Consider the following 26,604-nt stretch of genomic DNA (forward strand, 5'->3'; position numbering starts at 1 on the left):
TAACACGGTTTTTGCGCCGCGTGTAGCATGCAGACTTACTAATGTGATTTAGATCACAACATGTTTACATGAGCTTACGTTGTCAGCGTCTCGTCACTGCGTTTAATGTTCGCCTTTGGGCTATACCACAGCGGCTCTTTTGGGCCCGGGAACGGCGTCTCGGCGTTGTCCCGGCGGAACGTAGCCCGGTTCCGACAGGTTGGTCTGGCGGTAGCGCGACGAATGTCGCCGGTTAGGCGGCGGCAACATGCTGGCGAATAGACTGAGCTGGGCCCGGTAATGGGCCGCGTTTCCAACCCCGGTGGTCGGGGTCGGAAATCAGCCTCGGTGGTCGAGGCTGACTGCTATAACCTGATGAGGGGAAATATGAGCGAGAACCGCACCAGCGGTGCGCGTCGCGGTGCCCGTTTCGCGGGTATCGCTGCGGCGGCAGCCGTTGCGATCGGATTGCTATCGACCGGCGCTGCCAACGCCGACACCTTCGTGCCGTTGCCGGACGGCCAGAAGGCAGGACCAGATGGCGTGTTGATCACCCGCACGCATGAGCATGCGAACATTTCGACTTCCATGGCAGCCAACGGTGCCGGCCGTACTGTCTGGGTGTCGGGTGTCGCGTCGGCGGATGTGCCCAATGCGCCTGCTGCCACCGTGGGACCGAACAACGGGCAGTTGAACACTCCTGGCTCCAACAATTCGTCGACCCATGGCGCATCCCAGCTCAACTCGGGCTACATCGTCGGATGCCAGGTCGACATCGGTACTGACGCCATCTCCGCCGGAGTCTCCGGCAGCGTCAGCCTGACCGACGCGTCAGTCGGTGGATCGATCGGCTTGAACCTCGGCCCCGGCCAGGTCAAGTTCGTACAGATCGACTCGATCGATATCACCCACCCCGGCCACTTCTCGGTGGAGTACCAGGATGCGGAGATGCAGATCCAGGGTTGTGCGGGTTACGCGCAGGCGCGCGCCTACACCGTTGTCGAGGTCGTCGGCAACCACTACTCGAAGACCACCCTCTACGGGCAGCCGTTCAGCATCGGCTGACCTGCGTGGTCTGATCCGCCAATCCCATTCTCGCGCATAGCGATTCATCTTTGAGGGAACCGAAATATGAACATCCGTAAGTCTCTGGCCCGTGTGGCCGGCGTCGGTGCTGTGGCCACCGCCGCACTAGGTCTGCTCTCGACCGGCGCCGCCAATGCCGACACCTTCATTCCGCTGCCGGGCGGCAACATCGTCCGGCCGCTGAGCGACGGCACCAGCGTCCACATCTGGATGGACGGCGAGTCGGCGAACATCAACCCGTCCATGGGTTCGACTCCGCTGCACCGCAATGCGTGGGCCTCGGGTACCGCGCATGTCCACATCGATGGCAAGACAACGGCCAAGGGTGGCAACATCTACCCGGGGTACGTCGTCGGCTGCCAGGTCAACATCTCCGGTGGTGGCGTCAATGCCGCTCCGAGCGTCGGCGGCAGCTGGGACAGCTCCGGTAACGTCACGCCCAGCGCTTCGATGGGCACCGGCGGCAACCTGACTCTCGGCCCTGGCCAGGCGCAGGCGTTCTACGTCCTGGATCTGGAGCAGAAGGACGACTTCGGCGCCGATACCCACAAGACCCGCCTCGCGTTCACCGGTAACGACGGTTCGGTCTCGTGGGCGGATGAGACCATCGGCCTGACCGGCTGCGCTGGTTACGCACAGGCGCGTTCGTTCATCAGTGCCGAAGTCCAGACCGACAGCGTCATCAGCTGGGTGACGCTGTGGGGTCAGCCGTTCAGCCTGGGCTGATCGGATTCCTTTCCTCCGGCACGACGGTGGGCCCGGTGCATCTTGCGCCGGGCCCACTGCGGAAATCGGGAAGCGACGTATTCCGTTGTACTACAGGGTATCTCGCTCCTTGGAGTCAGCTCCGATTCGGGATTCGTGACGACCGCCCGTGCTCTTGTCGCCGTCGGCGAGCAGGTCGCGGATCTCGGTCAGCAGTTCGGCTTCGGTTTGTGCATCGGCCTTGCCCCAGCGCTTCTTGGCGTGGGTGGCCGGTAGCACCAGCGCGAAATAGACCACGGCCGCGATGATGACGAAATTGATCGCCGCGGTGATGATCGGGCCGAGCGCGACATAGGTTGCGGGTTTATCGGCGATGATCCGGAATCCGAGGCCCAGATCGCCGGTTCCGCCGAATATCTCGATGAGTGGTTTGACTATTCCGTCGGTGAACGCCGTGACGATGGCGACGAATGCGGTGCCCATCACGACCGCGACCGCCAGGTCGATCACGTTACCGCGGAGAATGAAGTCCTTGAAACCCTTCAGCATTTGCTGCTCCTGTCTCATCGGCGTACCCCGGCCAGTGTCGAATGGTCTGGTCATAGCGGTGGACACTCATGATCACCGCTTATAGTTCGGGTATCGGGGATGCTAGAGGGATTTTGCGGCAAATAGTTGGCGAATCGAATGAACGCTACTGAAAAATCACCGTGAGCGCGGTGCGCAGGGATGCTGCGGCGACGGTTGTGGCGTGTGCGGAATCGAGTGCGATCAGTACGACATGATCCTCCGATCGGGGTGATTTCCCGTTGTCGGATCTCTCGGGTATCGACACCACGACAGCTCCCGAGGCAAGGGTGCGGGCGGGGGCTGCGGCCGGAGTGTCGGGTTCGGCTGCGGCGACCACATCGACCCGGTCACCGGTGCGCAGTATCTCGGCAACGGCATTGTCCGCCAGGCGAATCGGGACGATCCGGGCGTCGGGTGCGGCGGTGGCCGCCGCGGCCAGGCGTGGCCCGAGCACCCGCAGATCGGTGAAGATCTCACCGGCCCGCATGGGCGCGGACAGGGTGGCGCCCAGCAGCGGTGCGGGTTCGTGGATCGCGCCGCCGGGCAGGGTGTTCGCGGTGAAGGCGGCGGTGCGCAGATCGGCGGCGGTCACCGCGCGACCGGGCGGCAGATCGTGTGCGGCGACCACGACCTCGACACGCTGTGCGGCCGGATTGCCGCGCAGGAGCAGGAATCCGGCCAGCGCCGTGAGCGCGGCGGCCAGGATCCGGCGGGCCAGAGTGCCGTCCAGCCAGGCGGGGCGGCGGTGCCGCAACCACTCCCAGCGAGGGATGCGGCCGAGGTCGAGATCGCCGCGGCGGACTGGAGCCGACCTGCCTCGGCCGGACGCGCTGTACGTCATGTCCAGGACGCTACGGCTCGTGGAATGCCACTCCGGCCGGAAAACAGCTGGTCAGGATTGGGCTGTGGATAACTCGGAGGCTGTGGACAACACCGTGTGCGTCCACTGCGGCCGATGTGTCAGGCAGCCGGCGAGCTCGTGGCCGTGCTGCTGGTGGACGAGCTGCTCGAACCACTCGAGGAACCGTCCGAGGAGGAGCTGCTCGACGAGGAGGACTCCGCCTTGGCGGGCTCGCTCGCGGTGGTCGAACCGCTACGGCTGTCGGTGCGATAGAAGCCGCTGCCCTTGAACACGATTCCGACCGAATTGAACAGCTTGCGCAGCTTGCCGTCGCATTTCTCACACGTGCTCAGCGCATCGTCCGTGAACTTCTGAACGATGTCGAACTTATCGCCACACTGCGTGCACTGATACGAGTAAGTAGGCACAGGAACCTCCACAGTCTCCGTCGTTAGCACTCTACAGCCGACAGTGCCAACAACACTAATCGGAATTAAATTCCGTATTGGTGGCCTCCGCTCCGCTGCTGTGTTTTTGGCCTCCGCTCCGCTCCGGCGGGTTTGCGTCGCCCTTGGGCTCACCGCTCGGCCCCGTGTCGGGCACTTTTTCCTCGCACCCGCCACGCGTCCGAGCGGCGAGCCGCGCCGCAAACCGGGTGTCGGCGTCCTGTGGGGCTGGTGAAACGGGGTGTGTGAGCTGGTGTCTCCACGCGTCAGGTGTCCGTTGACGTCAGCTGTCCGTGGATAGGGGAGTCAGGCCCGCGCCGGGGGTCAGGGCCCAGCCCATACGGCGGTCGTGGGGTTCCTCGGGGAGTTGGTCGAGGAGTTCTTCGTCACGGACTATCGCGATGAGGCGGGCATCCGAGCGGGCGGCGGGCAGGGTGCGGTCGTAGTAGCCCGCTCCGCGCCCGAGCCGCACGCCGCGTCGATCCACCGCGAGGGCGGGGATCAGGATGGTGGCGGCCCGGGTGATCGCGGCGGGGGACAGGTGTGGGCCGGTCGGCTCCAGTAGGCCGTAGCGGGCGCGGTGCAATGCCGCTCGTCCGGTGTATTCGGCCCAGTCCAGGGGGCCCGGCGGGCCGGTCACCGGCAGCAGCACCCGTGCGCCCGCGGTGCGGAGGGCGTCGAGCATGGCCACGGAGCCGGGTTCGCCGTGCACCGGGACGTAGGCGGCCACCCAGACCTCCTCGGCGTCGTCGAGCGGCAGTCGCGACGACGCGGCGGCCAGGGCGGTCGCCTCCGCCTCGTGGACGGCGGGGTCCACCGCCGCGCGCCCGGCCAGCAGCCTCGCGCGCCACTCACGTTTGTCCAGCTGACCAGCGATCTCCACGCGGACCACGATATGCCGCCGATACTCGGGGTGCGCTCGCCTGCCGCCGCACCCACTCGGCACCGTCTCGTTGCGCGTGGGTCCGGCTCCTGCTGCTCGCCGGCAGGTTCCGATCGCCCGCCCTCCGGAGTCGGGAAGCTCACGTGCAACCAGGGTTTCCCGCTCGGTCCGACGGGGAACTGTTGCAAGCACGCTGGTGGTGGAGGGTCGCGTCGCGTCGCGGTGCGGTGTGGAACTCGGCGAGCGGTCGCAGAGGCCGCCCCCTAGGCTTCCCGGTGTGCCGCGCCGGGGCGAAGCCCGTCCGGTCGACGAAACTGATGGATAGGGTGTGCTTATGACAGCATCGCGCAGCGATTCCGTGAGGGGTGGCGGTCGGGCGACGAACGGGTCGGCCGAGGCCGGATCGGACGCTACGGTGCAGGGATCCGCGACCGCGAAATCCTGCTTCCGTACCGCTGTGGTCCCCGCGGCCGGACTCGGGACGCGGTTTCTACCCGCGACCAAGACCGTGCCGAAAGAGCTGCTGCCGGTGGTGGATACGCCCGGTATCGAGCTGGTCGCCGCGGAAGCGGCCGATTCGGGCGCGGCTCGCCTGGTGATCGTGACCTCGCCCGGAAAGGACGGTGTGGTCGCGCATTTCGTCGAGGACCTGATGCTCGAGAACACCCTCGAGGAGCGCGGCAAGTTCCATCTCCTGGAGAAGGTGCGCAAGGCGCCGGGCCTGCTCGATGTGACCTCGGTGGTCCAGGAGGAGCCGCTGGGTCTGGGTCATGCGGTGGCCCAGGCGGAGAAGGCGCTGGACCCCGACGAGGACGCCATCGCGGTGCTGCTGCCCGACGATCTGGTGCTGCCCTCGGGCGTCCTGGACGTGATGAGCCGGGTGCGGCGCAAACGCGGCGGTTCGGTGCTGTGCGCCATCGATGTGCCCAAGGAGCAGGTCAGCGCCTACGGGGTGTTCGACGTGGCGCCCGTGCCCGACGCCACGAACCCGAACGTGTTGCGCGTCAACGGGATGGTGGAAAAGCCCGCTCTCGCCGATGCGCCGTCCACCTACGCCGCGGCGGGCCGCTATCTGCTCGATCGCGCGATCTTCGACGCACTGGGTCGCATCGAACCCGGCGCGGGCGGTGAATTGCAGCTCACCGATGCCATTTCCCTGCTGATTTCCGAAGGACATCCGGTTCATGTCGTCGTGCACCGTGGGTCGCGCCACGACCTGGGCAACCCGGGCGGCTATCTTCGAGCTGCGGTCGATTTCGCTTTGGAGCGTGACGAATACGGGCCGGCCTTGCGTGAATGGCTGGAGCACCGACTCGCCCCCGACTGGGATCCGCAGCTGACCTCGCCGGAGTAGTCTGGCGGGCAGCCGAGCGAGCGCCGCATCGGACACGGAACGTGAGGGAAGGGCTGCATGCGCTCGGTGGAGGATCAGCAGATCAAAGTGACCGCGGCGGCTGTTGCGCCGAGACCGGTCCGGGTCGCGATCTCCGAGGCTCAAGGTCTGCTGTGTGCCGAGGATGTGGCCACCGAACGTCCGTTGCCGGGTTTCGATCAGGCGGCCATCGACGGTTATGCGGTGCGCAGTGTGGATGTGCAGGGCGCGGGTGCGGATATCCGGGACGAGAACGGTGATCCGGTCGATCTGACCCTGCCGGTCGTCGGCGAGGTCGAGGCCGGTTCGCGGCAGCCGATCCGGTTGCAGCCCCGGCAGACCGTGCGGGTGGACACCGGCGCGCCGCTGCCCACTCTCGCCGATGCCGTTCTGCCGGTGGACTTCACAGATGGCGGTCGCGCCCGGATCAAGGTCTACGAGCCGGTGCGCACCGGTGATTACGTGCGCCGCATCGGCGACGACGTGCAACCGGGCGATATCGCGGTCCGGGCGGGCACCATCATCGGCGCGGCGCAGGTGGGTCTGCTGGCCGCGGTGGGCCGGGACAAGGTGCTGGTGCATCCGCGGCCGCGGCTGTCGGTGATCTCGATCGGCGGTGAGCTGGTCGACATCGATCGCACGCCCGGCCCGGGGCAGGTCTACGACGTGAACTCCTACGCGCTGGCCGCGGCCGCGCGGGACGCGGGCGCGGATGTGAACCGCGTCGGCATCGTCAGCGCCGACCCCAAGCGGCTGCGTGATGTGGTGGAGGGGCAACTGGTCCGCTCCGAGGTGGTGGTGATCGCCGGTGCGGTCGGTGGCTGGGCGTCCGATCAGATTCGCGAGGCGCTCGAGGGGCTGGGCGAGTTGACGATCGATCGGGTGGCCATGCATCCCGGTTCCGTACAGGGCTTCGGACGGCTGGGCCGGGACGAGGTGCCGACCTTCCTGCTGCCGTCGAATCCCGTTGGCGCACTGGTGGTTTTCGAGGTGATGGTGCGTCCGTTGATCCGCATCGCACTGGGCAGGCGGCATCCGATGCGGCGAGTCGTGCGGGCGCGCACCATCATGCCGATCAGTTCGATGGCCGGGCGGCGCGGTTATCTGCGGGCGCAGTTGATGCGCGACGAGCAGACCGGGGATTATCTGGTGCAACCGCTGGGCGTGAACGGTTCCTCACACCTGCTCTCGACCCTGGCCGAGGCGAACAGTCTGATCGTGCTCGAGCCGGACGTCACCGAGGTTCGCACCGGTGACGAGGTCCAGGTTGCCTTTCTCGCTCAGCGTGGCTGAAACAGTTATGGACATGAACGTTTTTCGGGCCGCGCAGCATCCCGGCTGGCCTGCGCATCTGGGACCCGTGCGGGTGGCTGCCGGGCAGGTGACCCTGCGTCCGGTTCGATTGCGCGACGCGTCGGCGTGGGCGCGCATCCGGGTGCGCGACCGCGATCATCTCGAGCCGTGGGAGCCGACGGGCCGCGGGGCGTGGGAGGCGCGCAATCATCCCTCGAACTGGCCGTCGTTGTGGTCGAGTCTGAAGGCCGAGGCGCGGCGCGGGGCGATGATCCCTCTGGTGATCGAGGTGAACGGCACCTTCAGCGGGCAGTTGACGGTCGGCAATATCGTGCGCGGCGCACTGCGTTCGGCGTGGATCGGGTACTGGGTCGCGAAGGATGTCGGCGGCCAGGGTGTCGCGACCGCCGCTCTGGCGCTCGGGCTGGATCACTGCTTCGGCCCCGTCGGGCTGCATCGCGTGGAGGCGACCGTACGTCCCGAGAACCTGCCGAGCCAGGCGGTACTGCGCAATGTCGGCTTCCGCGAGGAGGGCATGCTGCGCCGCTACCTGGACGTCGACGGAGCCTGGCGCGATCATCTCCTGGTCGCCATGACCGTCGAGGACCTGTCCGGCACCGTGGTCGACAGACTCATCCGATCAGGCCGCGCCACTCCCACATGAGCTGTCCGCGGCGGAGAAGAGAGTCCTGATGTGCGACGGTTCCACCCGGATCGCCTTTACCCGTGTTACTCGTGGGGCAGGTGTTGACGGCGCGCCTGCGACGCATTTCGCGGCGGCCGAATTAGCCTACGGACGTCGGTGGTGCGTCCTGCATCGCCGGAAGGGAGCCGGTGCAGTGGCCCGACGACGCGGCGGTGCAACGTCTTCCGCCGTTCCGGGACACGGTGCGGGAACGGTCGGCAGCATGTCGGCGATGTATGAGCAGGTTGCGAGATCTGTCGCACGGTCGACAGCCAGGCGGGGACGGAGGTGCGGGCGCAGTGCCGAATTCGATCTTGTGGGTCGGCCTGGTGGTCCTCTGGGTCTTCGTGCTGTTCCCGATGCTCGCCGCGCGGTATCCACGCATTCGGCGTACCACCGATACCGCTCTGGCCACCCGGGTACTGCATCGGGGCGATTCCAGACGACGCGCCAAGTCGGGGCCTGCCTCCGGGCACGACTCGGATCCGGACTGGGTACCCATACGAGCGCAGAGAAGGCTTTTACACGGTGATGATGCGGAGGATCGGATGACGACTTCGGCCGATGAGCCCGTCACCGAGCACGACGACAGCAGCGAGACCGGCGCAGGTGGCGTCGGCGGCAGCGAGGTCATCGAGGCCGAGGTCGACGAGTTGGACGAGGCCGAATTCGGCGGTGTGGACGGAGCGGACATCTCGGGTGAGGATGCCGGCGCCGCAGCGGCCGAGGTCGCTGACGCCGGGGCGGATGTGATGGATGATTCCAGGGCGGCCGAGGACGAACCGGCCCCGATGAGCGCTCGAATTCCCCCGGCGCGCACGGTATCCGGGTCGCGCCGGGCGACGGATCTGCCCGAGGCCGAGGAGGTCGCCGCCGCGGCTGCCGAAGCGGAGCTGCTCGAGGACGAATCCGATTCCGGCTCAGGTCGTTTCGTGCCCAACCGGCGAGGTCGCGGCGGCTACGATCCGGAGGCCGATGCGGTTGCCCGCGCGGCTCGCTACCGGTACCGGCAGCGGATGACGCTCGCGTTGGCGTTGAGCGCCTTGCTGTTCGGTGGTTTCGGGCTGGCGGTCTCGCCGCTGCTGTGGTGGGGATGCGGTCTGTCCGCCCTGGTGCTCGCGGGTTATCTGTTCTACCTGCGTCGGCAGGTGCGTTTCGAGGAGGAGATCCGCCGTCGCCGGTCGTCCCGGCTGTCCGGTGGCGCGCGGCCCGCGCGGGCCCGCGACTCCGCGCGTGCCGCCGACCCCGATCTCGGCCGGGACGATGCCCACGATCTGCGCCGCCGCGCCGTCGTCATGGATATCGACGACGAGGACCCGGCGTTCGACTTCCTGGAGACCTTCGACGCCGCCGCGGCCCGCGCCACTCGCGCCCGTGCGGCGGGAGGGGAAATCCCCCGCGCCGCAGGAGAATAGGCGCCCGATACCGAATCGGCCCGGCCACGGAATCATCCGCGGCCGGGCCGACTGTATTGCGGGCCGACTGTGTCGGTGGTGACTACCTGACAGCCAGGGTGATCAGTGCGGCCACTACTGCGAGGACGGCCGCGCCCAGCCCCCACGCGGCACCCGAGCGCTGCCAGGGGCGGCCGTGGTCGAGGGAGATGCGGCCGGGCCCGGTGAAGGCGATCGCGGCGACGGCGAGGGCGTAGACCAGGGGCAATTCGTATCCGCCCGAGAAGCCCTGGCCCCAGCTCGCGTGGACGGCGTTGATCATGGTGCCCAGCGCGATGGCGGCGGCCAGCGGGGTCAGCAGGCCGAGGACCAGCAGGACGCCGCCGGTGACCTCGCTGAGTCCGGCCAGCGTCGCGAAGAATCGGCCCGGGGTGTAGCCCATCGAACCGAACCCCTTGGCGGTCGCGCTGAGGCCGTAACCGCCGAACCAGCCGAACAGCTTCTGGGTGCCGTGCACGACGAGCAGCGCGCCGAATGCCACGCGCAGGATCAGCAGGCCGATATCGGAGCCGAGCAGGGCCGAGCCGTCCGCGGATTCGAGCGCGGCGGTGTCGGTGGTGGTGGCTTCGGTATTGGTCGTTGTCGTCATCGAAAAGGTATCCATCCCGGGTCGGCGATCGCCCCCGGCGGTTGCCGGAGGCGAAACGGACTGCGGTCCGATTATGTATCGGATGGAGTCAACCGTCGACTTCTCCCGGGTATTCCGGATGAAGGGTTGTGCTGGACCGTGTGATGACTATCGTCGTCGTGGTACAGGCATGTGGACGACGTCCGTGGAATCCGTGCAACGCAGATGTGCGTTCGGATTCCGTTCGATCCCGCGGCCGGTTCGCGGCCGGCGGTCCGACTACCGAACGGGTGGATGGATATGCTCAGAAATGCCGTATGGTGTTGTGCTGCAGCAGTTCTGCTCGCCGTGGCGACAGCGTGCTCTTCGTCCGGATCCAACTCCTCTACCACGTCCGCGCCGCCGCCGACCTCGGCGAAGGGGTCGGCCGCGAGTGTGCCGCTGCGCACGCAGCCCACGGGCAAGGTCGTGCTGACCTGGAATCCGGACAGCAAGGTGGTCAGCGCGGCAGTCGATCTGTCCGGTTTGACTCCCGGCAGCTCGCACGCGATGCACGTACACCCCGGCAACTGCGCCGATCAGAGCAAGCCGCCCTCGGTCCCGTTCCCGGACATCACCGCTGACGCCGCCGGCGTGGCGAAGCAGACGGTGACCAGTGAGCCGGTGGCGGCGGGCATCCCGACCGGGGCGTATGTGAACGTGCATCTCGCGCCCAGTGCCACACTCGGCAATCCCGGGCAGCTGAATTTCACCTCGATCGCGTGCGGTGACATCCCCGCCGGGGGGTCGTCGGGTGCGGGCCCGGTGACGGTCACCATGGCCCCGCCGTCGGTCGCGGGGATGCCCCCGGCCGGGACCGTCGCACTGTCCTACGATGCTGCCGCGCACAGCCTGCACGTAGACCTCACCGCTACGGGATTGTCCCCGAACTCGACCCATGGCGTGCACATCCACTCCGGAAGCTGCACCGCCCAGGGACCGGTCGTCCACGAACTGCCGGATCTGCGGACCGACGCCTCGGGCAAGGGGACGTTGAAGGCGACCGTCGACGACGTCACCCAGGCCCCGCCGGCCACCGGCTGGTACGTCAACGTGCACAAGGGCCCGATGGCGCAGATCCTCTCCGATGAGAAGCCGACGCTGCTGTTCGCCCCGATCCTGTGCGCGAACGTGTCCGGCTGATCAGTATTTCGGGATACCCGGGTCCTGGTATCCCGGGTCCGCCCGGCGCATGGCGGCGATGTCGTCGCGGTCGTGCAGGTGCGGCATGGCATTCCAGCGTTCGTGCAGGCGGGCGACGGCGTCGCGGTCGAGCGTTACGCCCAGTCCGGGCGCGTCCGGGACGGTGACCGCGCCTTCGGTGAAGGTGATCCGCTCGGTGACGACGTCTTCGCTCTGCCACGGATAGTGGCTGTCGCAGGCGTATTCCAGGTCCGGGACGGTGGCCGCGACGTGGGTCATCGCGGCCAGGCTGATCCCGAGGTGGGTGTTGGAGTGCATGGAAAGGCCCCGGCCGTACGCGCGGCACACCGCGGCCAGATCGCGGGTGGCGAACAGGCCGCCCCAGTAGTGGTGGTCCGAGAGCACGATCTGCACCGCGTCCTGGTCGAAGGCGGGTTTCACCTCGTCCAGGGCGGTCACGATCATATTGGTGGCCAACGGGATTCCGGTGCGCCGATGCACCTCGGCCATATCCGCGACCGTCACCGCGGGATCCTCGAGATATTCGACGACGCCGGTCAACTCCTGCGCGACGTGCAGCGCGGTCGGCAACGACCAGCCGCCGTTGGGATCCAAACGTAGTGGCATACCCGGGAATTCGGCCGCCAGCGCCTTGATCGCCGCGATCTCCTCGTCCGGCGGCATCACCCCGCCCTTGAGTTTGAACGAGCGGAAACCGCCGTACTCGAAGAACTTTCGCGCCAGCTGAACCACACCCGCCGGATCCAGCGCCGCACCCCAGTCGTCTGCGGGTGCGTCGTCGACCGGATGCTCGGCCCATTTGTAGAACAGATATCCGGAGTACTCGACGCGATCGCGCACCTTGCCGCCCAGCAGTGTGTGCACCGGAACGCCGAGATATCGGCCCAGCGCGTCGAGCGCTGCGACCTCGAACGCGGACAACACACTCAACCGCACCTTGTCCGTGGTCAGCGCACCCCGCAAGCCGCTGGCCGCGGGCTGCGCGTCCAGCAGTGTGCTCGCACCCCGTCCGATCCCGCCGATCGAGTTGACCGCGCCGATCGACCGCCCGACCAGCTCGGGCGCGAGCGCCGCGGCCCGCTCGAAATACACCGTGTCGCCGTAGGTTTCACCGACTCCGACGATCCCGCCCTCGATCTCGACCTCCACGATCAACCGCGGCGTATACGGCTGATGCACCCCCGACAGATTCAGCAGCGGTGGATCGGCGATCAGAATCGGCGTCAGCCGCACGTCGGTGATCGCGGGAAATGTTGTACCGGTGCGTAGTTCGGCGTTCATCGGCATGCTCCATCGATTCGTCGAGAGGGATCGCGCCCTCGATCTTCGGTAGCGACTGCCCCGCAACGAGATCCGGCGGTGTGATCCGCGAGGAATGCTGTACGAGTCGCTGATTCGCAGTTCACGAGCGGATCCTGCCGATGTGTCGAGCGGGTTCGGCACATCGACAGAATGGGCTCACGCGGGGCTTTCGCGCGGGTGCGCGTAATCGCTCATGGGAAACGTTGTGTCAGTGAGTGTTCCGTTCAGCGCGCCCCGTCGACGCGCTGGGGCAGATTCCACGGATTCGCGTCCTGGAGCGGGGGCGGCAACAGGGCTTCCGGGAAGCCCTGCCAGGCCACGGGACGCAGGAAGCGGTCGATGGCGGCGGTGCCCATCGAGGTGAACTGGGGGGATGTGGTGGCCGGGTACGGGCCGCCGTGCTGCTGGGCCCAGGACAGGGTGATGCCGGTGGGCCAGCTGTTCCAGATCAGGCGTCCGGCCAGGCCGGTGAGCGCGGGCAGCAGGGCGCGGACGATGTCGGCATCCGAGTCCTGGGCGTGCACCGTGGCGGTGAGACCCGGTTCGAGGTGGCGCAGCAGGGTGCGCAGTTCGTCCGGACCCGCGTATTCGACGATCAGCGAGACGGGGCCGAAGCATTCCACATCCAGGGATTCGGCCTGCGCGAGGAAGTCCGCGCCGGTGACCTTCAGCAACGTCGGGCCGAATTCGGCCGCACCGGGTTCGGGTGCGTACAACACTGTGATCGCGGGATGTGCCCGCAGCCGGTCCAGGCCGTCGCGGTAGCCGTGTGCGATCCGATCGTTGAGCAGCTGTTGTGCCGGAATCGTGGTGACCGCGTTCAGCAGCGCCTCGTCCAGGCCGTGATCGGCGGGCAGCAGCAACATACCGGGTTTGGTGCAGAACTGTCCCGCTCCCAGCGTGAACGATCCGACGTACCCGCTGGCCACCTCGGCTCCGCGCTCGCGCACCGCGGTCGCGGTGACGACCACCGGATTGACGCTGCCGAGCTCACCGTAGAACGGGATCGGCCGCGGCCGCGCGTTGGCGATGTCGAACAGCGCCCGGCCACCGGCCTCGGATCCGGTGAACGCGGCCGCCGCGATGCCGGGATGACGCAGCGCGGTCACACCCGACTGCACCCCGTAGACGATGCCGACGGTCCCCTCCGGCGCGCCCGCGCCCAGCAGCGCCTCGGACAGCACCGCGAAGGTGCGCGCGGACAGTTCCGGATGTCCGGGATGCGCCTTGATGACGACCGGACATCCGGCCGCGAGCGCGGCGGCGGTGTCGTGCCCGGCGACGCTCAGCGTCAGCGGGAAGTTGCTCGCGGTGAACACCAGCACCGGCCCCATCGGAACGGTCATCCGCCGGATGTCCGGCCGCGGCCCCATCGGCCAGTCCGGATCGGCGTGATCCACTGCGGCGCGCAGGAATTCACCGTCGGCGAGCACCTGCCCGAACAGCCGCAGCTGGAATACGGTGCGCACCATCTCCGACCGCAGCCGCGGCTGCTCGGGCAGATGGGTTTCCTTCGCCGCCAACGTGACCAGCTCGTCCGAGGCCTTCTCCAGCGCCTCGGCCGCGGCCTCGAGCCAGCGGGCGCGCTCGGCGGGAGTGGTCTGCGCGAGCTGTTCCGCGGCGTCCACCGCCGCGGTGACGATGCGATCGATGTCCTCCGGGGACGTCTCGGTAGTCACTGTGTCCTCCACCAGTAGTCGGAATCTGTGGTCGGCGAGCGGAATTCAGGCCCGAATCCGGAACTCGTCGACGGTCCAGGCGCGTGCCTGATCGCTGAGGGTCACCCCGAGGCCCGGACGAGACGACAGGTGCATACGTCCGTCGCGGATCTCGAGCCGTTCGTTGAACAGCGGGTCGAACCATTCGAAGTGTTCCACCCACGGCTCGATCGGGTAGGCCGCGGCGAGGTGGACGTGCACCTCCATCACGAAATGCGGTGCCAGTTGCAGATGTTCGCGACCGGCCAGGGACATCACGTCCAGGAAGCGGCTGATGCCGCCGACGCGCGGCGCATCCGGCTGCACGATATCTATTCCGGCCCTGATCAATTCGCTGTGCTCGGCGACGCTGGTGAGCATCTCGCCGGTGGCGATGGACGTGTCGAAGGTCTGCGCGAGCTGTGCGTGCCCGGCGAAATCGTAGGCGTCCAGCGGTTCTTCGATCCACACCAGGGACAGCGGGTCGAACGCCCGGCACATCCGCCGTGCGGTCGGCCGGTCCCACTGCTGGTTGGCGTCGACCATCAGCGGCGTCCGGTCGCCGATCTTCTCCCGCACCGCGGTGACCCGCGCGAGGTCCACCGCGTTGTCGGGATGGCCGACCTTGATCTTGATACCGCCGATCCCGGACTCGAGCGAGGCGGTGGCGCGGTCGAGCACCTCCTCGATCGGGGCGTGCAGGAATCCGCCGGAGGTGTTGTAGCAGCGCACCGAATCACGGTGCGCACCCAGCAGTTTCGCCAGCGGCAGACCGGCCCGCTTGGCCTTGAGGTCCCACAGCGCGACATCGAAGGCGGCGATCGCCTGCACGGACAGCCCACTGCGGCCCACCGAGGCCCCGGCCCACATCAGCTTGTCCCAGATCTTGCCGATATCGCTGGGATCCTCGCCGATCAGCACCGGCGCGATCTCCCGGGCGTGCGCGAACTGTCCGGGCCCGCCCGCGCGCTTGGAATAGCTGATGCCGATACCTTCGAGTCCGGCCTCGGTGGTGATCTCCGCGAACAGCACCGCGACCTCGGTCATCGGCTTCTGGCGTCCGGTGAGGACCTTGGCGTCACTGATCCCGGTGGGCAGCGGCAGGGTGACCGAGGAGAGCGTGACGCCGGTGATCCGGTCGAGTACGGAGGATGGGGTGGACATGACGGATCTCCTTGTCAGGCAATGCTCTTGACGAGCTCGGTCAGCTCGGCGAGCTCGTCGGCGGCCAGATCGGTCAGCGGCGGGCGCACCCGGCTCGACGGGCGGCCCACGGCGGTCAGGCCCGCCTTGATGATCGATACCGCGTATCCCGGGCGACGATCGCGAATGTCCAGGTAGGGCAGGACGAAGGCGCGCAGCCGCCGGTACACCTCGTCGCGGTCGTGCGCGCGCACCGCCCGGTAGAACTCCAGCGCGAATTCGGGCGCGAAGTTGAAGATCGCCGAAGAGTATGTGGTGACGCCCATTTCGATGTACGGCAGCGCGAAGGTCTCCGCGGTGGGCAGCCCGCCGATATAGGTGAGCCGGTCGCCCATCCGCGCGTAGATGCGGGTCATGGCCTCGATATTGCCCACGCCGTCCTTGAATCCGACGAGGTTGGGGCAGCGTTCGGCCATGCGCGCGACGGTGACGTCATCGATGCGGGCATTGGCGCGGCTGTAGAAGATCACGCCCAGCGAAGTGGCCGCGCACACCGCGGCGACGTGCTCCACCAGACCGTCCGGCCCGGCCTCGGTCAGATAGGGCGGCAGCAGCAGAATGCCCTGCGCCCCAGCGGCTTCGGCATTGCGCACCTGTTCCACCGCGACGGCGGTTCCGGCGGTGGCCGGTGCGATCACCGGCACTCGGCCGTCGGTCTCGGCGACCGCCGCGCGCACCACCTGATCGATCTCGGCGGTGGTCAGCGAGAATCCCTCACCCGTGCCGCCCGCGGCGAACAGCCCGGCCACGTCGTATTGCGCCAGCCAGCCGATGTGCTCCCGATACGCGGCCTCGTCGAACGCCAGAGCGTCGTCGAAATGCGTGACCGGGAACGACAGCAGCCCGCGGCCCAGCGCGGGGCCGAGATCTTCGGCGGATATCTGTGACACGGGTTTCCTCCTCGGGGAATGACATTCGCGGGCGGTTGCCCTGGGTGGACTCAGGAGTCCGGCCAGGACTCCAGCAGGTCGATGACCCGGCGCAGTGCCGGATTCGCGGGATGTCGCCGCCAGACCGCATACAGTTCGGCGGGTTCGCGCACCCCCGACAGCGGGCGGTAGCGCACCCCGTCGGGATGCAGGTGGCTGGCGGTTTCGGGGACCAGGGCCAGACCGCGTCCGGCGGCCACCAGCGCGAGCATGGTGTGCACCTGGGTCAGCCGGTCGGCGGGATCGTAGGAGATCCCGGCCAGGGTCCTGGTCATCAGTTCGGCGAAGTAGCGGGCCGGGCCGGGGGCGTACACCAGCAGCCGTTCGCCCTCGAGTTCGTCCAGTGACAGCGGGGTCTGCGCGTCCAGGCGATGCCCTTCGGGCAGGGCCAGCACCAGCGGTTCGCGATGGACCAGCCGGGCGTCGAATTCGGCGCGGTCGAAGGGCGGGCGGGCGAAGGCGAGATCCAGTTTGCCGCTGGACAATTCCTCGAACTGCACGGCGCTGACCTGTTCGGCGAGCACGAGTTCGATCTCCGGCAGCGACCGGGAGATCTGGTTGAGGAATCGGCCCAGGAAGCCGAATCCCGCGGTGGCGGTGAAACCGATCCGCACGGTTCCGGTGCGGCCCGCCGCGACCAGTCGTGCGGTACTCGGCGCGGCCTCGGCCAGGGCGAGCAGCCGACGCGCCTCGGCGAGGAAAACCTCACCGGCGGGGGTCAATTCGACCTGCCGCTGGGTCCGGTCCAGCAGTAGTACGCCGATATCGCGTTCGAGTTTCTGGATCTGGCGGCTCAGTGGCGGCTGGGTCATCTGTAATCGTTCCGCGGCGCGGCGGAAGTTGCCTTCCTCCGCGACGACGACGAATCCACGCACCTGTTCCAGGGACAACATGGCGGACAGCTTGCCGTCGCCGGTCATGGCTGCTCCTCGGTGGTGCGGGCGGGCTGTGTGGGCATCGGTTTCCTTTGCAGGCTAGGACGAGTCGGTGATACCCGTCCAACATCGTTTCAGCATCACAATATGCCCAAGAGGTATCACTCGTGATTCATATATCTGAATACTTTCCGAAAGCCGGAGGTATTCGGGATTGAGAATGCGGAGGCGCCTGGATAGCCTCCGAGACACGGATCACCCACCGAAGGAGTGCCATGCAGCGCCGCATCGGCAGTGAGCATCTGCTCGAATCCGGATCCGACCCCGTCGCCGGGACCGGTTCCGCGGCCGAATCCGCGACCGGGGTCAAATCCGCGCGCCGCGCGATCACCCTGCTGGAGGTGTTCGCCGCACAGCAGTCCTGGTTGTCGCTGGCGCAGTTGCACACCGCCACCGGATTTCCCCGATCGAGCCTGCACGGTCTGCTGCGCACCCTGCGTGATGCGGGCTGGATCGAGACCGACGAAACCGGCACCCGATTCCGGCTGGGGGTGCGGGCGTTGATGTGCGGCACCGCCTATCTCGACCGCGATCCGGCGGTGCCCTTCGCCACCGAAACGCTCGAGCGGCTGCGCGAGCAGACCGGATTCACCACGCACTACGCCCGGCTGGCCGGTGCCGAGGTGGTGTATCTGGAGACCCGCGAATCGCGTAGCTCGGGACACCTGATCTCCCGGGTCGGCCGGGCACTGCCCGCCCACGCGACCGCTCTGGGCAAGGCGCTGCTGGCCGAACTCGCCGATGCCGAACTCGGCGAACTGCTGCCCGCGCAGCTGCGCCCGCTCACCGTGCACACCATCACCGACCGCGACGCTCTGCACGCCGAACTGGGTGTGGTGCGCGAACGCGGTTACGCGACCGAGCGGCAGGAGGGCACCGCGGGTGTTGCCTGCGCCGCCGCGGCGGTGCCGTACCGGATTCCGGCCACCGACGCGCTGAGCTGCTCGATGCCGATGGACCAGGTGACCGAGGGGGAGCAGCGCCGCATCGGCGAGGTGTTGCGCGAGGCTGCCGCCGAACTGGCCATGCGGCTGCGTCGCGCCGGAATCCGTTGACCCGCCGCGACTTTCGCGGCATGCACCACAGCGAGGAGTTTCACCCATGTCGGATCAGCGCATTCTCATCACCGGCGCGGCGGGCATCGTCGGGACGTTGATGCGTCCCCGGCTCGCCCGTCCCGGCCGCATCCTGCGACTGCTGGACATCGCACCGCTCGAACCCGCCGCACCCGGTGAACAGGTCGAGATCGTCACCGGATCGGTCACCGATGCCGAGGTCGTGACGGCGGCCTGTCAGGGCGTGGACGCGGTGATCCACCTGGGCGGGATCAGTCGCGAGGACAGCTGGGAGCGCATCCTCGAGGTGAATATCGACGGCACGCACACCGTGCTCGAGGCCGCGCAGGCGGCCGGGGTGCCCCGGGTGATCCTGGCGTCCAGCAATCACGCGGTCGGCTTCCGCCGGATCGGCGAGGCCGGTCCCGCCGGGCTGCCCGCCGACAGCAGTGCGCGTCCGGATACCTACTACGGCGTGAGCAAGGCAACCATGGAGGCGCTGGGCAGTCTGTACCACTCGCGGTTCGGGATGGATGTGAGTTGTCTGCGCATCGGCAGCTGTTTCGACCATCCCGCGGACGTTCGCCAGCTCTCGCTCTGGTTGTCTCCGCAGGACTGCGCGCGGTTGCTGGAGACCTGCCTGAGCACGGCCGAACCGGGATTCCGTGTGCTGTGGGGCATATCCGCGAACACTCGCGCGGTGGTCTCGCAGGGCGCGGGGGAGCAGATCGGCTATCGACCCGTCGACGACGCCGAGGTCTTCGCCGATCGGATGCCTCCGGGTGAGCTGCCCGGCTATCTGGGCGGTGCGTTCTGCGATATTCCGCTGGGGCAGCACAACCCGCTGTGACGCCGGAGTTCCGGCCGGCCGGGTGCTGCATATGCGCTGTGTGTTCACATATGTGACAGCATGACACGATACCGAATGGGCATCGTCATGTGTATTGCGTCCCCCTATCGAGCATGTGACCCTGAGCACACTTGTTTGGTAGTGAAGGAAGCAGCACATGCAGCACTCGGCAACGGCGCCGGAACAACGACGCCGGATCAGCATCTCCTACCTGTACTTCTTCGGCGCGCTCGGCGGCATCCTGTTCGGATACGACCTCGGCGTGATCTCCGGAGTGTTGTTGTTCATCAACCCCCTGTGGCATCTGAGCTCGTTCGCGCAGGGCGTCGTCGGCGGCTCGGTCGCCTTCGGCGCGATCTTCGGAGCCCTGTTCGCCGGCCGGATCACCGATCGGTGGGGGCGGCGGCCCGCCATCGTGGTCGCCTCGGTCGTCTTCGTCATCGGCGTACTGGGCTGCACGTTCGCACCCGGATTCGGGGTGCTGGTGGTGGGGCGGTTCATCACCGGCGTCGCCGTGGGATGTTCCTCGGCGACGGTGCCCACCTATCTGTCCGAACTCGCGCCGACCCGGGTGCGCGGCAGGCTCTCGACGCTGAATCAGCTGATGATCGTCTCCGGCATCCTGATCGCGTACATCATCGACTGGGCGCTGTCCGGTGCGGGCGCGGCCAACTGGCGAATCATGTTCGCCATCGCGGCGATTCCGGCCGTGGTCCTGTTCGTCGGCCTGATGTTCATGCCGGAGACCCCGCGCTGGCTGGTCAAGGCCGGACGCGAGGCCGAGGCACGCGAGGTGCTCACTCAGACCCACCGCAACGACGACATCGATGCCGAACTCGGCAGTATCCGCGAGGTGATCCGGATCGACTCCGAACAGCGCGGCACGTTGCGCGATCTGATCGCCCCGTGGGCGCGGCCCGCGCTGGTCGTCGCGTTGATTCTCGCTGTGGGACAACAGTTCGCCGGAACGAACGCGGTGAATCTGTACGCGCCCACCATGTTCAAGCAGCTCGGCCTGGCCACCTCGGGTTCGCTGCTGGCCTCGATCATCATGGGTGCGGTCAAACTGGTGTTCACCGCCTGGGTGTTCCTGGTCGTGGACCGCTGGGGCCGCAAACCGCTGCTGCTGATCGGCAACGTGCTGATGGCCCTGTCGCTGATCCTGTTGGGCGCCTGCGTACTCGGACTGGACAAGGGCACCGGCACCGGCATCATCGCCCTGTTGCTGCTGTGCCTGTACTGGGTCGGCTACGAACTGGGCTGGGGCGCGGTGGTCTGGGTGATGATGGCCGAGATCTTCCCGCTGCGGGTGCGCGGGATCGGCATGGGCGTCGGCAGCACGGTGTTGTGGGCGGCCACCTTCGCCATCACCTTCCTGTTCCCGGTGATGAGCGATCATCTCGGCCTGGCCGCCTCGTCGTTCATCTTCGCCGGTGTCAGTGTCGTGCTCTACGTTCTGGTGACGAAGTTCGTCCCGGAGACCAAGGGGCGCAGCCTGGAACAGATCGAGATGGATCTGCGCGGTCGCGTCCCGGGCGCCACCCAGGAGGCCGCGTGACCGGAGATTCCGTGACGACGATCGTCTACGTGTCCAACGCGGGCAGCGCCGAGATCTCGGTGCTGCGGCTGGAGGACGACGGCGCGCTGAAACCGGTGCAGACGGTGGATACCGCGGGGGCGGTGATGCCGTTGACGACCGGGCCCGGCCATCGTCACCTGTACGCCTCGCTGCGGTCCGAGCCGTATTCGGTGGCCTGCTACGAGATCGACTCGGGCACCGGCGAACTCACCGAACAGGCGCGAGTCCGGTTGCCGGACAACATGGCCTATTTGTCCACCGATCGGCACGGTCGTTTCCTGTTCGCCGCCTCCTATTCCGGCAGCGTCGTCTCGGTGAATCCGATCGGACCGGACGGGATCGCCGGGTCCGAGCCGAGCGTGGTGCTCGCCACGCCGCCGCATGCGCATTCGGTCGTGGTCGATCCGTCGAATCGGTATCTGTTCGCGGCCTCGCTCGGCGGCGATGTGCTGCTGCAATATCTGTTCGACCAGGTCACCGGGGTTCCCATTCTGAACGTCCCGCCGCGCGTCCCGACCCTGCCGGGGGCCGGGCCGCGGCATCTGGTGTTCCATCCGGACGGTCGGTGGGTCTACGTGGTGAACGAGCTGGACGGGACGGTCGGCGGCTACGAATTCGACACCGGCACCGGATGTCTCACGCCGATCGGCACATATTCGGCGACTCCCGGGGGATGCGCTGAGCCATGGGCCGCGGAGGTGCGGCTCACCCCGGACGGCCGCTATCTGTATGTGTCCGAGCGACGTTCGAGCACGCTGGCGGGATTCCGGGTGGCCGCCGATACCGGCGCGCTGGAACCGCTGGGGCACACCGCGACCGAGACCTGCCCGCGCGGATTCGACATCGATCCGAGCGGACGGTACCTGCTCGCCGCGGGCCAGGAGTCCGACGCGCTGACCGTCCACGCCATCGATCCCGATACCGGGGCGCTGACCACCTGCGGACGTCAGGAGCTCGGGCGCGATCCGAACTGGGTGGAGATCGTCGAACTCCGCTGAGCTCGACGTGTCGGTGGGCTGTGCAATGCTGATGAGGGGCACAGCCCGCCGATCCCGGCGCGGCGGCGTGAGGTCTGGAGGCGAGGGTGGCCGAGGAGAACCCGGTGACGGGCGAGCTGCGACTGAGCGCCGGCGAGGTGCTGATGACGGTGAACCCGGCGACGGGCCGGATGGCCCGGTTCCGCGTGGGTGCGCACGATCTGTTGCGCGTCGGCCCGCGATTCGGCTGCTTCCCGATGGCTCCCTGGTGCGGCCGGATGCGTGAGGGCGTCCTCGAATTCACCGGGCAGCGGTATCAGCTGCCCCGCAACGCCGAGCCGCACGCCATCCACGGCACGGTGCGGGACCACCCGTGGGAGGTGGTCCAGCACTCCGACAGCAAACTCGTTCTCGCACAGGATCTTCGTGAGCCCTGGCCGTTCCCCGGCCGGGTGACCCAGTCCTTCGAACTGGGCGCGCAGACAGCGTTGTTCGGGATGACGGTCGAAGCGGCCGCGGAACCCTTTCCGGCACAGGTGGGCTGGCATCCGTGGTTCGAACGTCGCCTGACCGCCGACGGCGCGCCCGTCGACATCGACTTCACTCCGGCGTGGCAGGAGGAGCGCGGTGCGGACTACCTCCCGGACGGGAACCGGATCGCACCGAAACCCGCCCCGTGGGACGACTGCTTCGGCATGCCCGACGGGGTGTCGGTCACGCTGAACTGGCCCGGTGCACTGGAGTTGACCGTGCGCAGCCCACTGCGATGGGTGGTCGTCTACGACGAACCGGCCGACACCGTCTGCGTCGAACCGCAGTCCGGACCGCCGAACGGACTCAACACCGATCCCTCGATCGTCGAGCCCGATGCACCGCTGACCGCCGAGATGTCCTGGGCCTGGCGGGTTCCGGCCTAGGAGTGGCCGGAGAACGGGTCACGTGACGGATCGAAGGATCGGCTGCGGGGTCCGGAGGGTCAGTGCACCCGAGACGAGTCGGGCACCAGGTGTCCGACTCGGATCAGGGTGCGTACCGCGGCCCGCCGCCGGGGGCATTCGTCGGTTCGGCAGTTCAGATGCATCTGCATGATGGAGTGTGCACGTTCGGCGGTGAGCCCGATGGGCTCGACCCAGCAAGTACTGAACCTGTCCACGATCCCCTACCCTTCCTCATAGACGTCGGGTATGACGCCGCCCTGAAATGAGACTAGAAGCTGTTTTCGGGCCGAAGAATGTGACGATGGGACCTTTTGTTGGTAATTTCGGACGGTGGTTCCTATCAGAAGTCCGTTCGGCGCACTCCCTCGCAGCAGCGCCAGTGTGCGAATGATGATCGCGGTTGGGCGTGCGCACGGACTGGATGATTCAACGCTATTACGGGGCACAGGAATTACCGGGCAGAATCTGGCTGACGAGTTTGCCCAATTCTGGGCGGATCAGGAATACGACGTCGCGCGCAACCTGCTTCGCGCATTGGGGGACAAGCCCGGACTGGGCGTGGAAACCGCCCGTCACGCCACGCTCGGCAAGGCCGGGCTGGCGGGCCTTGCGGCACTGGCGAGTGCGACCGTCGGCGCGGTGCTCAATGTCGCGATCCGTTACCAGGATCTGGTTCCGGTCGCCGCGCGGTACTCGCTCGACGAGGGTGACGACGAGGTCGTGATCGTCGTCGACGGCCAGGCGGTTCCGCAGGATGTGCGGGCCTACTTCGTCGAGCGGGACGTCATGCTGGTCTTCATCGCCGGAGAGGTCCTCGGCGTCGACATTCCGGTGCGTGAGATCGGGTTGCGTGATTCGGCCGAGCGGGTCGCGGAACTGGCCTCGGTGGCCCCGTTCGATCGCTGTCCGGTGCTGTCCGGGCAGGTCCGCAACAGTATCGCCATTCCGCGGGCATTCCTGCAGCAGCCCATGCCGCAGGCCGATCCGCACACCGCGGCGATGGTGGAGCGGCAACTCGGGGAGGCGTTGCGTCAACTGGTCGGCACCGGCCGCGGGCTGACCGCGGCGGTGTGCGATCGGCTGCTGCGTGATTCGGGTGTGGTGCCCACGATGGCCGAGGTCGCCGGGGAGCTGCACATCACGGCGCGCACCCTGCGCCGCCAGCTCGCCGCGGAGGGATCGACATTCCGCGGTCTGCTCAACAATGTGCGTGAGAGTCGAGCTGCGGAGTTGCTGCGTGGCGGGTCGACCGTCGAGGAGGTCGCCCGGCTGCTCGGTTATGCCGAAACCGCGAACTTCACGCACGCATTCACGCGCTGGCGCGGCATGTCGCCGCGGGCGTTCCGGCAGTCCCTCACGCGTCGCGCATAACGCGATTATTCCCGCGAGATGCATGCTATTCCGGCCGATCCGATCGGCCGGAAAGTGAGGTCTGGATTAGTCAGAAATCGTCATAGTTCACAATTGGCGACGTCGTTGGTGGAACTGTGTCACAGGACCGAGCAATCGGCCGTCGGAATAGTTGAATTACGAGTTATTTCACGGCACTCGCCATTTCCGTGACTCACACCCGGAAATCCGCCCGAGAGACTTCTCGCTGCAACCTCGGCGCGGCCCGACCGTCATCTCGGAGACTGTAGCGCCTCGAGATCTCGCTGCGGACACGAGTCGTGAGACGCCGTACAACAAGATATTTTCCTGGTAAAACATCTGCTAAGCTTCTCGTATGTTCCCGCCACCCCACATGCATCTGCGCCCGGTCGATCGCTCGGCTCGGACGCTGTGGCGCGCGTGGCAGGTGCTCTCGCTGCACGGGGTGCTCCGGATGCGCCCGGCCGCCGATACCTGGCGTCGGTCCGCGGTCAGCGGGCTGATCGCACTCGGCGCGCCCGAGGTGGTGCTGGTGGCCACCGGACACCTGCCGCTGGCGTTCTACACCTGCGCCGGCGGGCTCTGCGCGCTCTACGGGCACGGTCTGCCCTATTCTGCGCGGGCGCGCGCGCTCGGCTGGGTGGTCTTCGGGATGATCGCGGGAGTGGGCGTCGCGCTCACCACCGCGGCGCTGACCGAGTCCGCGGTGGTCCGGGTGCTGGTCCTCGCACTGCTTGCGGGCCTGTGCAAGTTGATCTGCGACGCCTCGCGGATCGGCCCGCCCGGCAATGTCATCTTCACCTTCATCATCTCCGCCGCCGGATTCCTGCCGGTGCGTCTGGCCGAGGTGCCGGAGCATCTCGAACTCGTCCTGTCCGGCGGCGTGCTGGCATGGGTGGTCTGCATGGCTCCCGCGCTGGTGCGCCCGCACGCCCCGGAGCGGTTCGCCGTCGCCCGAGCGCTGAGTGCCACCGCTCGGCTGGTGCGGGCGCCCGCGGGCGATCCGGTCGCGGCCCGCGCCCGATACGACGCCGCGGCCGCATGTCACGCCGCCTGGCACACCGTTCGGCTGGTTCCCTGCGACACCCCGCAGCGGGTTGCCGAGATCACCGCGCTGATCCGCGCGCTGGTTCGCGCCGAATCCCTCGCCGCCGCAGCGCAATCCGTCCCGTCGGACCCCGGTCGGTCCGAATTCCACACCGCCGCCGCATATCCCGATCGCACTGTCACGTCCTCGGTCGGCTCCGGCCACACCGATGCGGCCGAACGAGCCGCCGAGGCCGATCGGCTCGCGGACTGGGCGCGCGAATTGCGAAGTGGGCGTGCGGTGCCCGAGGTCGACTGCCTGCTCACCGAACGAGACCAGATTCGCGGTATCGCGATGCAACGCGACGCGGAACACGCACCGAGCGGAATACATCGGGTGCTGAGGGCTTTCCGGCCCACCGCGCCCGGATTCCCACTCGCGGTGCGAGTTTCGGTGGGCGCGGCCGCGGCCGGACTGGTATCCGTCGCTCTGGGGGTGGACAGACCGTACTGGGCGGTCATGACGGCCGCGGTGCTGATCGTCGCCAATACCGTGATGTCCTGGCACCGCACGGTGCAGCGGCTGCTGGGCAATCTGATCGGGGTCGGCCTGTTCACCGCGCTGGTCCCGCTGACCGTCCATCCGGTGGCGCTGGTCGCCGTGGCGCTGGCCTGTCAGCTCGTGGTCGAGGCGACGATCTCCCGGAACTATTGGGTAGCGTCGGTATTCGTGACACCGATGGCATTGGTGATGGTCGAGTTCGCCGGGGCTCAGCCCGCCGGGCGGCTCGCGCTGGACCGCTGGCTGGATACCTGCGTTGGCGCGGCCGTGGCCGTGGCGATCTGTTTCGCCGTACCCAACCGGCGCGCCTTCGATCGGGTGGCGCTGGCCCTGCGCGAACTCGACGCCGTACTCGCCCGTGCGCGCGAGTCGCTGAGCTCCGGGCGTGCGGATCACGACGCGCGTCGTCGGCTCGCGACCGCACTGATGGAGGTGCGCGAATCGGCCGATATCGCCGCGGGGGAGTGGTGGAGCACCGAGGTGCCCGAGGAGCGGATCGTCGCCTCCGAACGAGCGGGACATCAACTGCTGGCGCAACTTCCGGTCCGGCTACCGGTGGTCGTCCGGTGACGGAGGATGCGGTGGCAGGCGTGCTGCGCCAGTGGGAGGTCGTGTATCCGGAGCTGAACCTGGGCCCGATCGCGGTGCTCGGCCGCCTCAACCGCTGTGCGGCGCTCCTGCAACGGGTCGCCGACGCCCCGTTGGGCACGGCCGAGTTGAGCCGCCCCGAATTCGACATCCTGACCGCACTGCGGCGCATCGGCGGTGAGCTGACGCCCGGCCGTCTGGCTCGCGAGACCTTCGCCTCACCGGCAGCGGTCACCAAACGGGTGCAGGGGCTGGAGAAACAGGGCCTGGTCCAGCGTCGCATCGATGAGCGCGATCGCCGGGTGGCTCACCTCACGCTCACCGACGCCGGTCGGGAGCTCATCGATCGTCTTTTCCCGCAACAGCTTTCCTACGAACAGGCGCTGCTGTCCCGGCTGCCCGGGAGCGAACAGGGCGAACTCGCCCGCATCCTGGGAGATCTGCTGCTTCTGCTCGAGGGCCAGCTGGGCAGTGTCGACTACTGATCCGCCGGGCCCATGCCTGCAT

The 26,604-nt window shown here is 67.7% G+C and carries 25 protein-coding genes; 15 read left to right on the forward strand and 10 right to left on the reverse strand.

Going from position 1 to position 26,604, the window contains the following annotated elements:
- Positions 1-366: 366 nt before the first annotated feature.
- Positions 367-1,044 (forward strand): MspA family porin, encoded by a 678-nt coding sequence (locus ON40_RS05485; protein ID WP_040819101.1) that lies wholly within the window; start codon positions 367-369, stop codon positions 1,042-1,044.
- Between the two features lie 66 nt (positions 1,045-1,110).
- Positions 1,111-1,791, forward strand: a complete 681-nt coding sequence (locus ON40_RS05490) for an MspA family porin (protein ID WP_040819105.1) — start codon at positions 1,111-1,113, stop codon at positions 1,789-1,791.
- A 90-nt stretch (positions 1,792-1,881) separates the two neighbouring features.
- Here ON40_RS05490 and mscL read toward each other — a convergent pair whose 3' ends face one another.
- From mscL to ON40_RS05510, 4 genes are all read right to left on the reverse strand, one after another.
- Positions 1,882-2,319 (reverse strand): large conductance mechanosensitive channel protein MscL, encoded by a 438-nt coding sequence (gene mscL, locus ON40_RS05495; RefSeq protein WP_040819521.1) that lies wholly within the window; start codon positions 2,317-2,319, stop codon positions 1,882-1,884.
- Between the two features lie 145 nt (positions 2,320-2,464).
- Positions 2,465-3,181, reverse strand: a complete 717-nt coding sequence (locus tag ON40_RS05500) for an SAF domain-containing protein (protein WP_083895423.1) — start codon at positions 3,179-3,181, stop codon at positions 2,465-2,467.
- 119 nt (positions 3,182-3,300) lie between these two features.
- The gene (locus tag ON40_RS49610) at positions 3,301-3,609 is read right to left on the reverse strand and encodes an FmdB family zinc ribbon protein (protein ID WP_040819108.1); all 309 of its coding nucleotides are present in this window, start codon (positions 3,607-3,609) and stop codon (positions 3,301-3,303) included.
- Positions 3,610-3,910: 301 nt separating this feature from the next.
- Positions 3,911-4,510, reverse strand: a complete 600-nt coding sequence (locus ON40_RS05510) for a 5-formyltetrahydrofolate cyclo-ligase (RefSeq protein WP_040819527.1) — start codon at positions 4,508-4,510, stop codon at positions 3,911-3,913.
- A 334-nt stretch (positions 4,511-4,844) separates the two neighbouring features.
- Here ON40_RS05510 and ON40_RS05515 point away from each other — a divergent pair, with 334 nt between their 5' ends.
- The 4 genes from ON40_RS05515 (at position 4,845) to sepX (ending at position 9,275) form a co-directional block, all read left to right on the forward strand.
- Positions 4,845-5,864 (forward strand): UTP--glucose-1-phosphate uridylyltransferase, encoded by a 1,020-nt coding sequence (locus ON40_RS05515; protein WP_245567677.1) that lies wholly within the window; start codon positions 4,845-4,847, stop codon positions 5,862-5,864.
- Positions 5,865-5,921: 57 nt separating this feature from the next.
- Positions 5,922-7,175, forward strand: a complete 1,254-nt coding sequence (glp, locus tag ON40_RS05520; protein ID WP_040819111.1) for a molybdotransferase-like divisome protein Glp — start codon at positions 5,922-5,924, stop codon at positions 7,173-7,175.
- A 13-nt stretch (positions 7,176-7,188) separates the two neighbouring features.
- A complete protein-coding gene (locus ON40_RS05525) occupies positions 7,189-7,839 on the forward strand; it encodes a GNAT family N-acetyltransferase (protein ID WP_040819533.1) in 651 nt (216 codons plus the stop codon).
- Between the two features lie 320 nt (positions 7,840-8,159).
- Positions 8,160-9,275 carry a divisome protein SepX/GlpR gene (sepX, locus tag ON40_RS05530; RefSeq protein ID WP_040819114.1) on the forward strand — a complete coding sequence of 372 codons (1,116 nt, stop codon included), beginning with the start codon at positions 8,160-8,162 and terminating at the stop codon, positions 9,273-9,275.
- A gap of 82 nt (positions 9,276-9,357) precedes the next feature.
- On the opposite strand, the gene ON40_RS05535 is transcribed toward sepX, so the two are convergent.
- Positions 9,358-9,903 carry a DoxX family protein gene (locus ON40_RS05535; protein WP_040819536.1) on the reverse strand — a complete coding sequence of 182 codons (546 nt, stop codon included), beginning with the start codon at positions 9,901-9,903 and terminating at the stop codon, positions 9,358-9,360.
- 414 nt (positions 9,904-10,317) lie between these two features.
- Between ON40_RS05535 and ON40_RS05540 the strand changes: the two genes are divergently transcribed.
- Positions 10,318-11,064, forward strand: a complete 747-nt coding sequence (locus ON40_RS05540) for a CHRD domain-containing protein (RefSeq protein WP_040819117.1) — start codon at positions 10,318-10,320, stop codon at positions 11,062-11,064.
- On the opposite strand, the gene ON40_RS05545 is transcribed toward ON40_RS05540, so the two are convergent.
- The 5 genes from ON40_RS05545 to ON40_RS05565 all read right to left on the reverse strand — a co-directional run bounded on the left by ON40_RS05545 (position 11,065) and on the right by ON40_RS05565 (position 17,136).
- Entirely contained in the window at positions 11,065-12,366 is a 1,302-nt protein-coding gene (locus tag ON40_RS05545) for an enolase C-terminal domain-like protein (protein ID WP_051192750.1), read from the reverse strand.
- Positions 12,367-12,611: 245 nt separating this feature from the next.
- Entirely contained in the window at positions 12,612-14,066 is a 1,455-nt protein-coding gene (locus ON40_RS05550; protein WP_040819120.1) for an aldehyde dehydrogenase (NADP(+)), read from the reverse strand.
- 45 nt (positions 14,067-14,111) lie between these two features.
- Positions 14,112-15,248 carry an L-talarate/galactarate dehydratase gene (locus ON40_RS05555; RefSeq protein WP_040819121.1) on the reverse strand — a complete coding sequence of 379 codons (1,137 nt, stop codon included), beginning with the start codon at positions 15,246-15,248 and terminating at the stop codon, positions 14,112-14,114.
- A 14-nt stretch (positions 15,249-15,262) separates the two neighbouring features.
- Positions 15,263-16,177 carry a 5-dehydro-4-deoxyglucarate dehydratase gene (gene kdgD, locus ON40_RS05560; RefSeq protein WP_040819123.1) on the reverse strand — a complete coding sequence of 305 codons (915 nt, stop codon included), beginning with the start codon at positions 16,175-16,177 and terminating at the stop codon, positions 15,263-15,265.
- Between the two features lie 50 nt (positions 16,178-16,227).
- A complete protein-coding gene (locus ON40_RS05565; RefSeq protein WP_235747211.1) occupies positions 16,228-17,136 on the reverse strand; it encodes a LysR substrate-binding domain-containing protein in 909 nt (302 codons plus the stop codon).
- A 230-nt stretch (positions 17,137-17,366) separates the two neighbouring features.
- Here ON40_RS05565 and ON40_RS05570 point away from each other — a divergent pair, with 230 nt between their 5' ends.
- The 8 genes from ON40_RS05570 (at position 17,367) to ON40_RS53885 (ending at position 26,582) form a co-directional block, all read left to right on the forward strand.
- On the forward strand, positions 17,367-18,206 hold the full coding sequence (locus tag ON40_RS05570) for an IclR family transcriptional regulator (protein WP_083895425.1): 840 nt from the start codon (positions 17,367-17,369) through the stop codon (positions 18,204-18,206).
- A gap of 46 nt (positions 18,207-18,252) precedes the next feature.
- A complete protein-coding gene (locus tag ON40_RS05575; RefSeq protein ID WP_040819125.1) occupies positions 18,253-19,056 on the forward strand; it encodes an NAD-dependent epimerase/dehydratase family protein in 804 nt (267 codons plus the stop codon).
- A 157-nt stretch (positions 19,057-19,213) separates the two neighbouring features.
- The gene (locus ON40_RS05580) at positions 19,214-20,614 is read left to right on the forward strand and encodes a sugar porter family MFS transporter (RefSeq protein ID WP_085997649.1); all 1,401 of its coding nucleotides are present in this window, start codon (positions 19,214-19,216) and stop codon (positions 20,612-20,614) included.
- Positions 20,611-21,633 (forward strand): lactonase family protein, encoded by a 1,023-nt coding sequence (locus ON40_RS05585; RefSeq protein WP_245567678.1) that lies wholly within the window; start codon positions 20,611-20,613, stop codon positions 21,631-21,633. Before ON40_RS05580 ends, ON40_RS05585 begins: the two co-directional genes overlap by 4 nt.
- A gap of 86 nt (positions 21,634-21,719) precedes the next feature.
- Entirely contained in the window at positions 21,720-22,529 is an 810-nt protein-coding gene (locus tag ON40_RS05590) for an aldose epimerase family protein (RefSeq protein ID WP_040819127.1), read from the forward strand.
- A gap of 408 nt (positions 22,530-22,937) precedes the next feature.
- Entirely contained in the window at positions 22,938-23,921 is a 984-nt protein-coding gene (locus tag ON40_RS05595) for an AraC family transcriptional regulator (RefSeq protein WP_051192718.1), read from the forward strand.
- A 355-nt stretch (positions 23,922-24,276) separates the two neighbouring features.
- On the forward strand, positions 24,277-26,079 hold the full coding sequence (locus ON40_RS53880; protein WP_218008741.1) for an FUSC family protein: 1,803 nt from the start codon (positions 24,277-24,279) through the stop codon (positions 26,077-26,079).
- Positions 26,076-26,582, forward strand: coding sequence for a MarR family winged helix-turn-helix transcriptional regulator (locus ON40_RS53885; protein WP_040819130.1), 507 nt, complete (start codon positions 26,076-26,078; stop codon positions 26,580-26,582). The genes ON40_RS53880 and ON40_RS53885 overlap by 4 nt, the downstream gene beginning before the upstream one ends.
- Positions 26,583-26,604 lie beyond the last annotated feature (22 nt).

Source organism: Nocardia jiangxiensis NBRC 101359, from assembly GCF_000308615.1.
In the GTDB taxonomy this organism is placed as follows: Bacteria; Actinomycetota; Actinomycetes; order Mycobacteriales; family Mycobacteriaceae; genus Nocardia; species Nocardia jiangxiensis.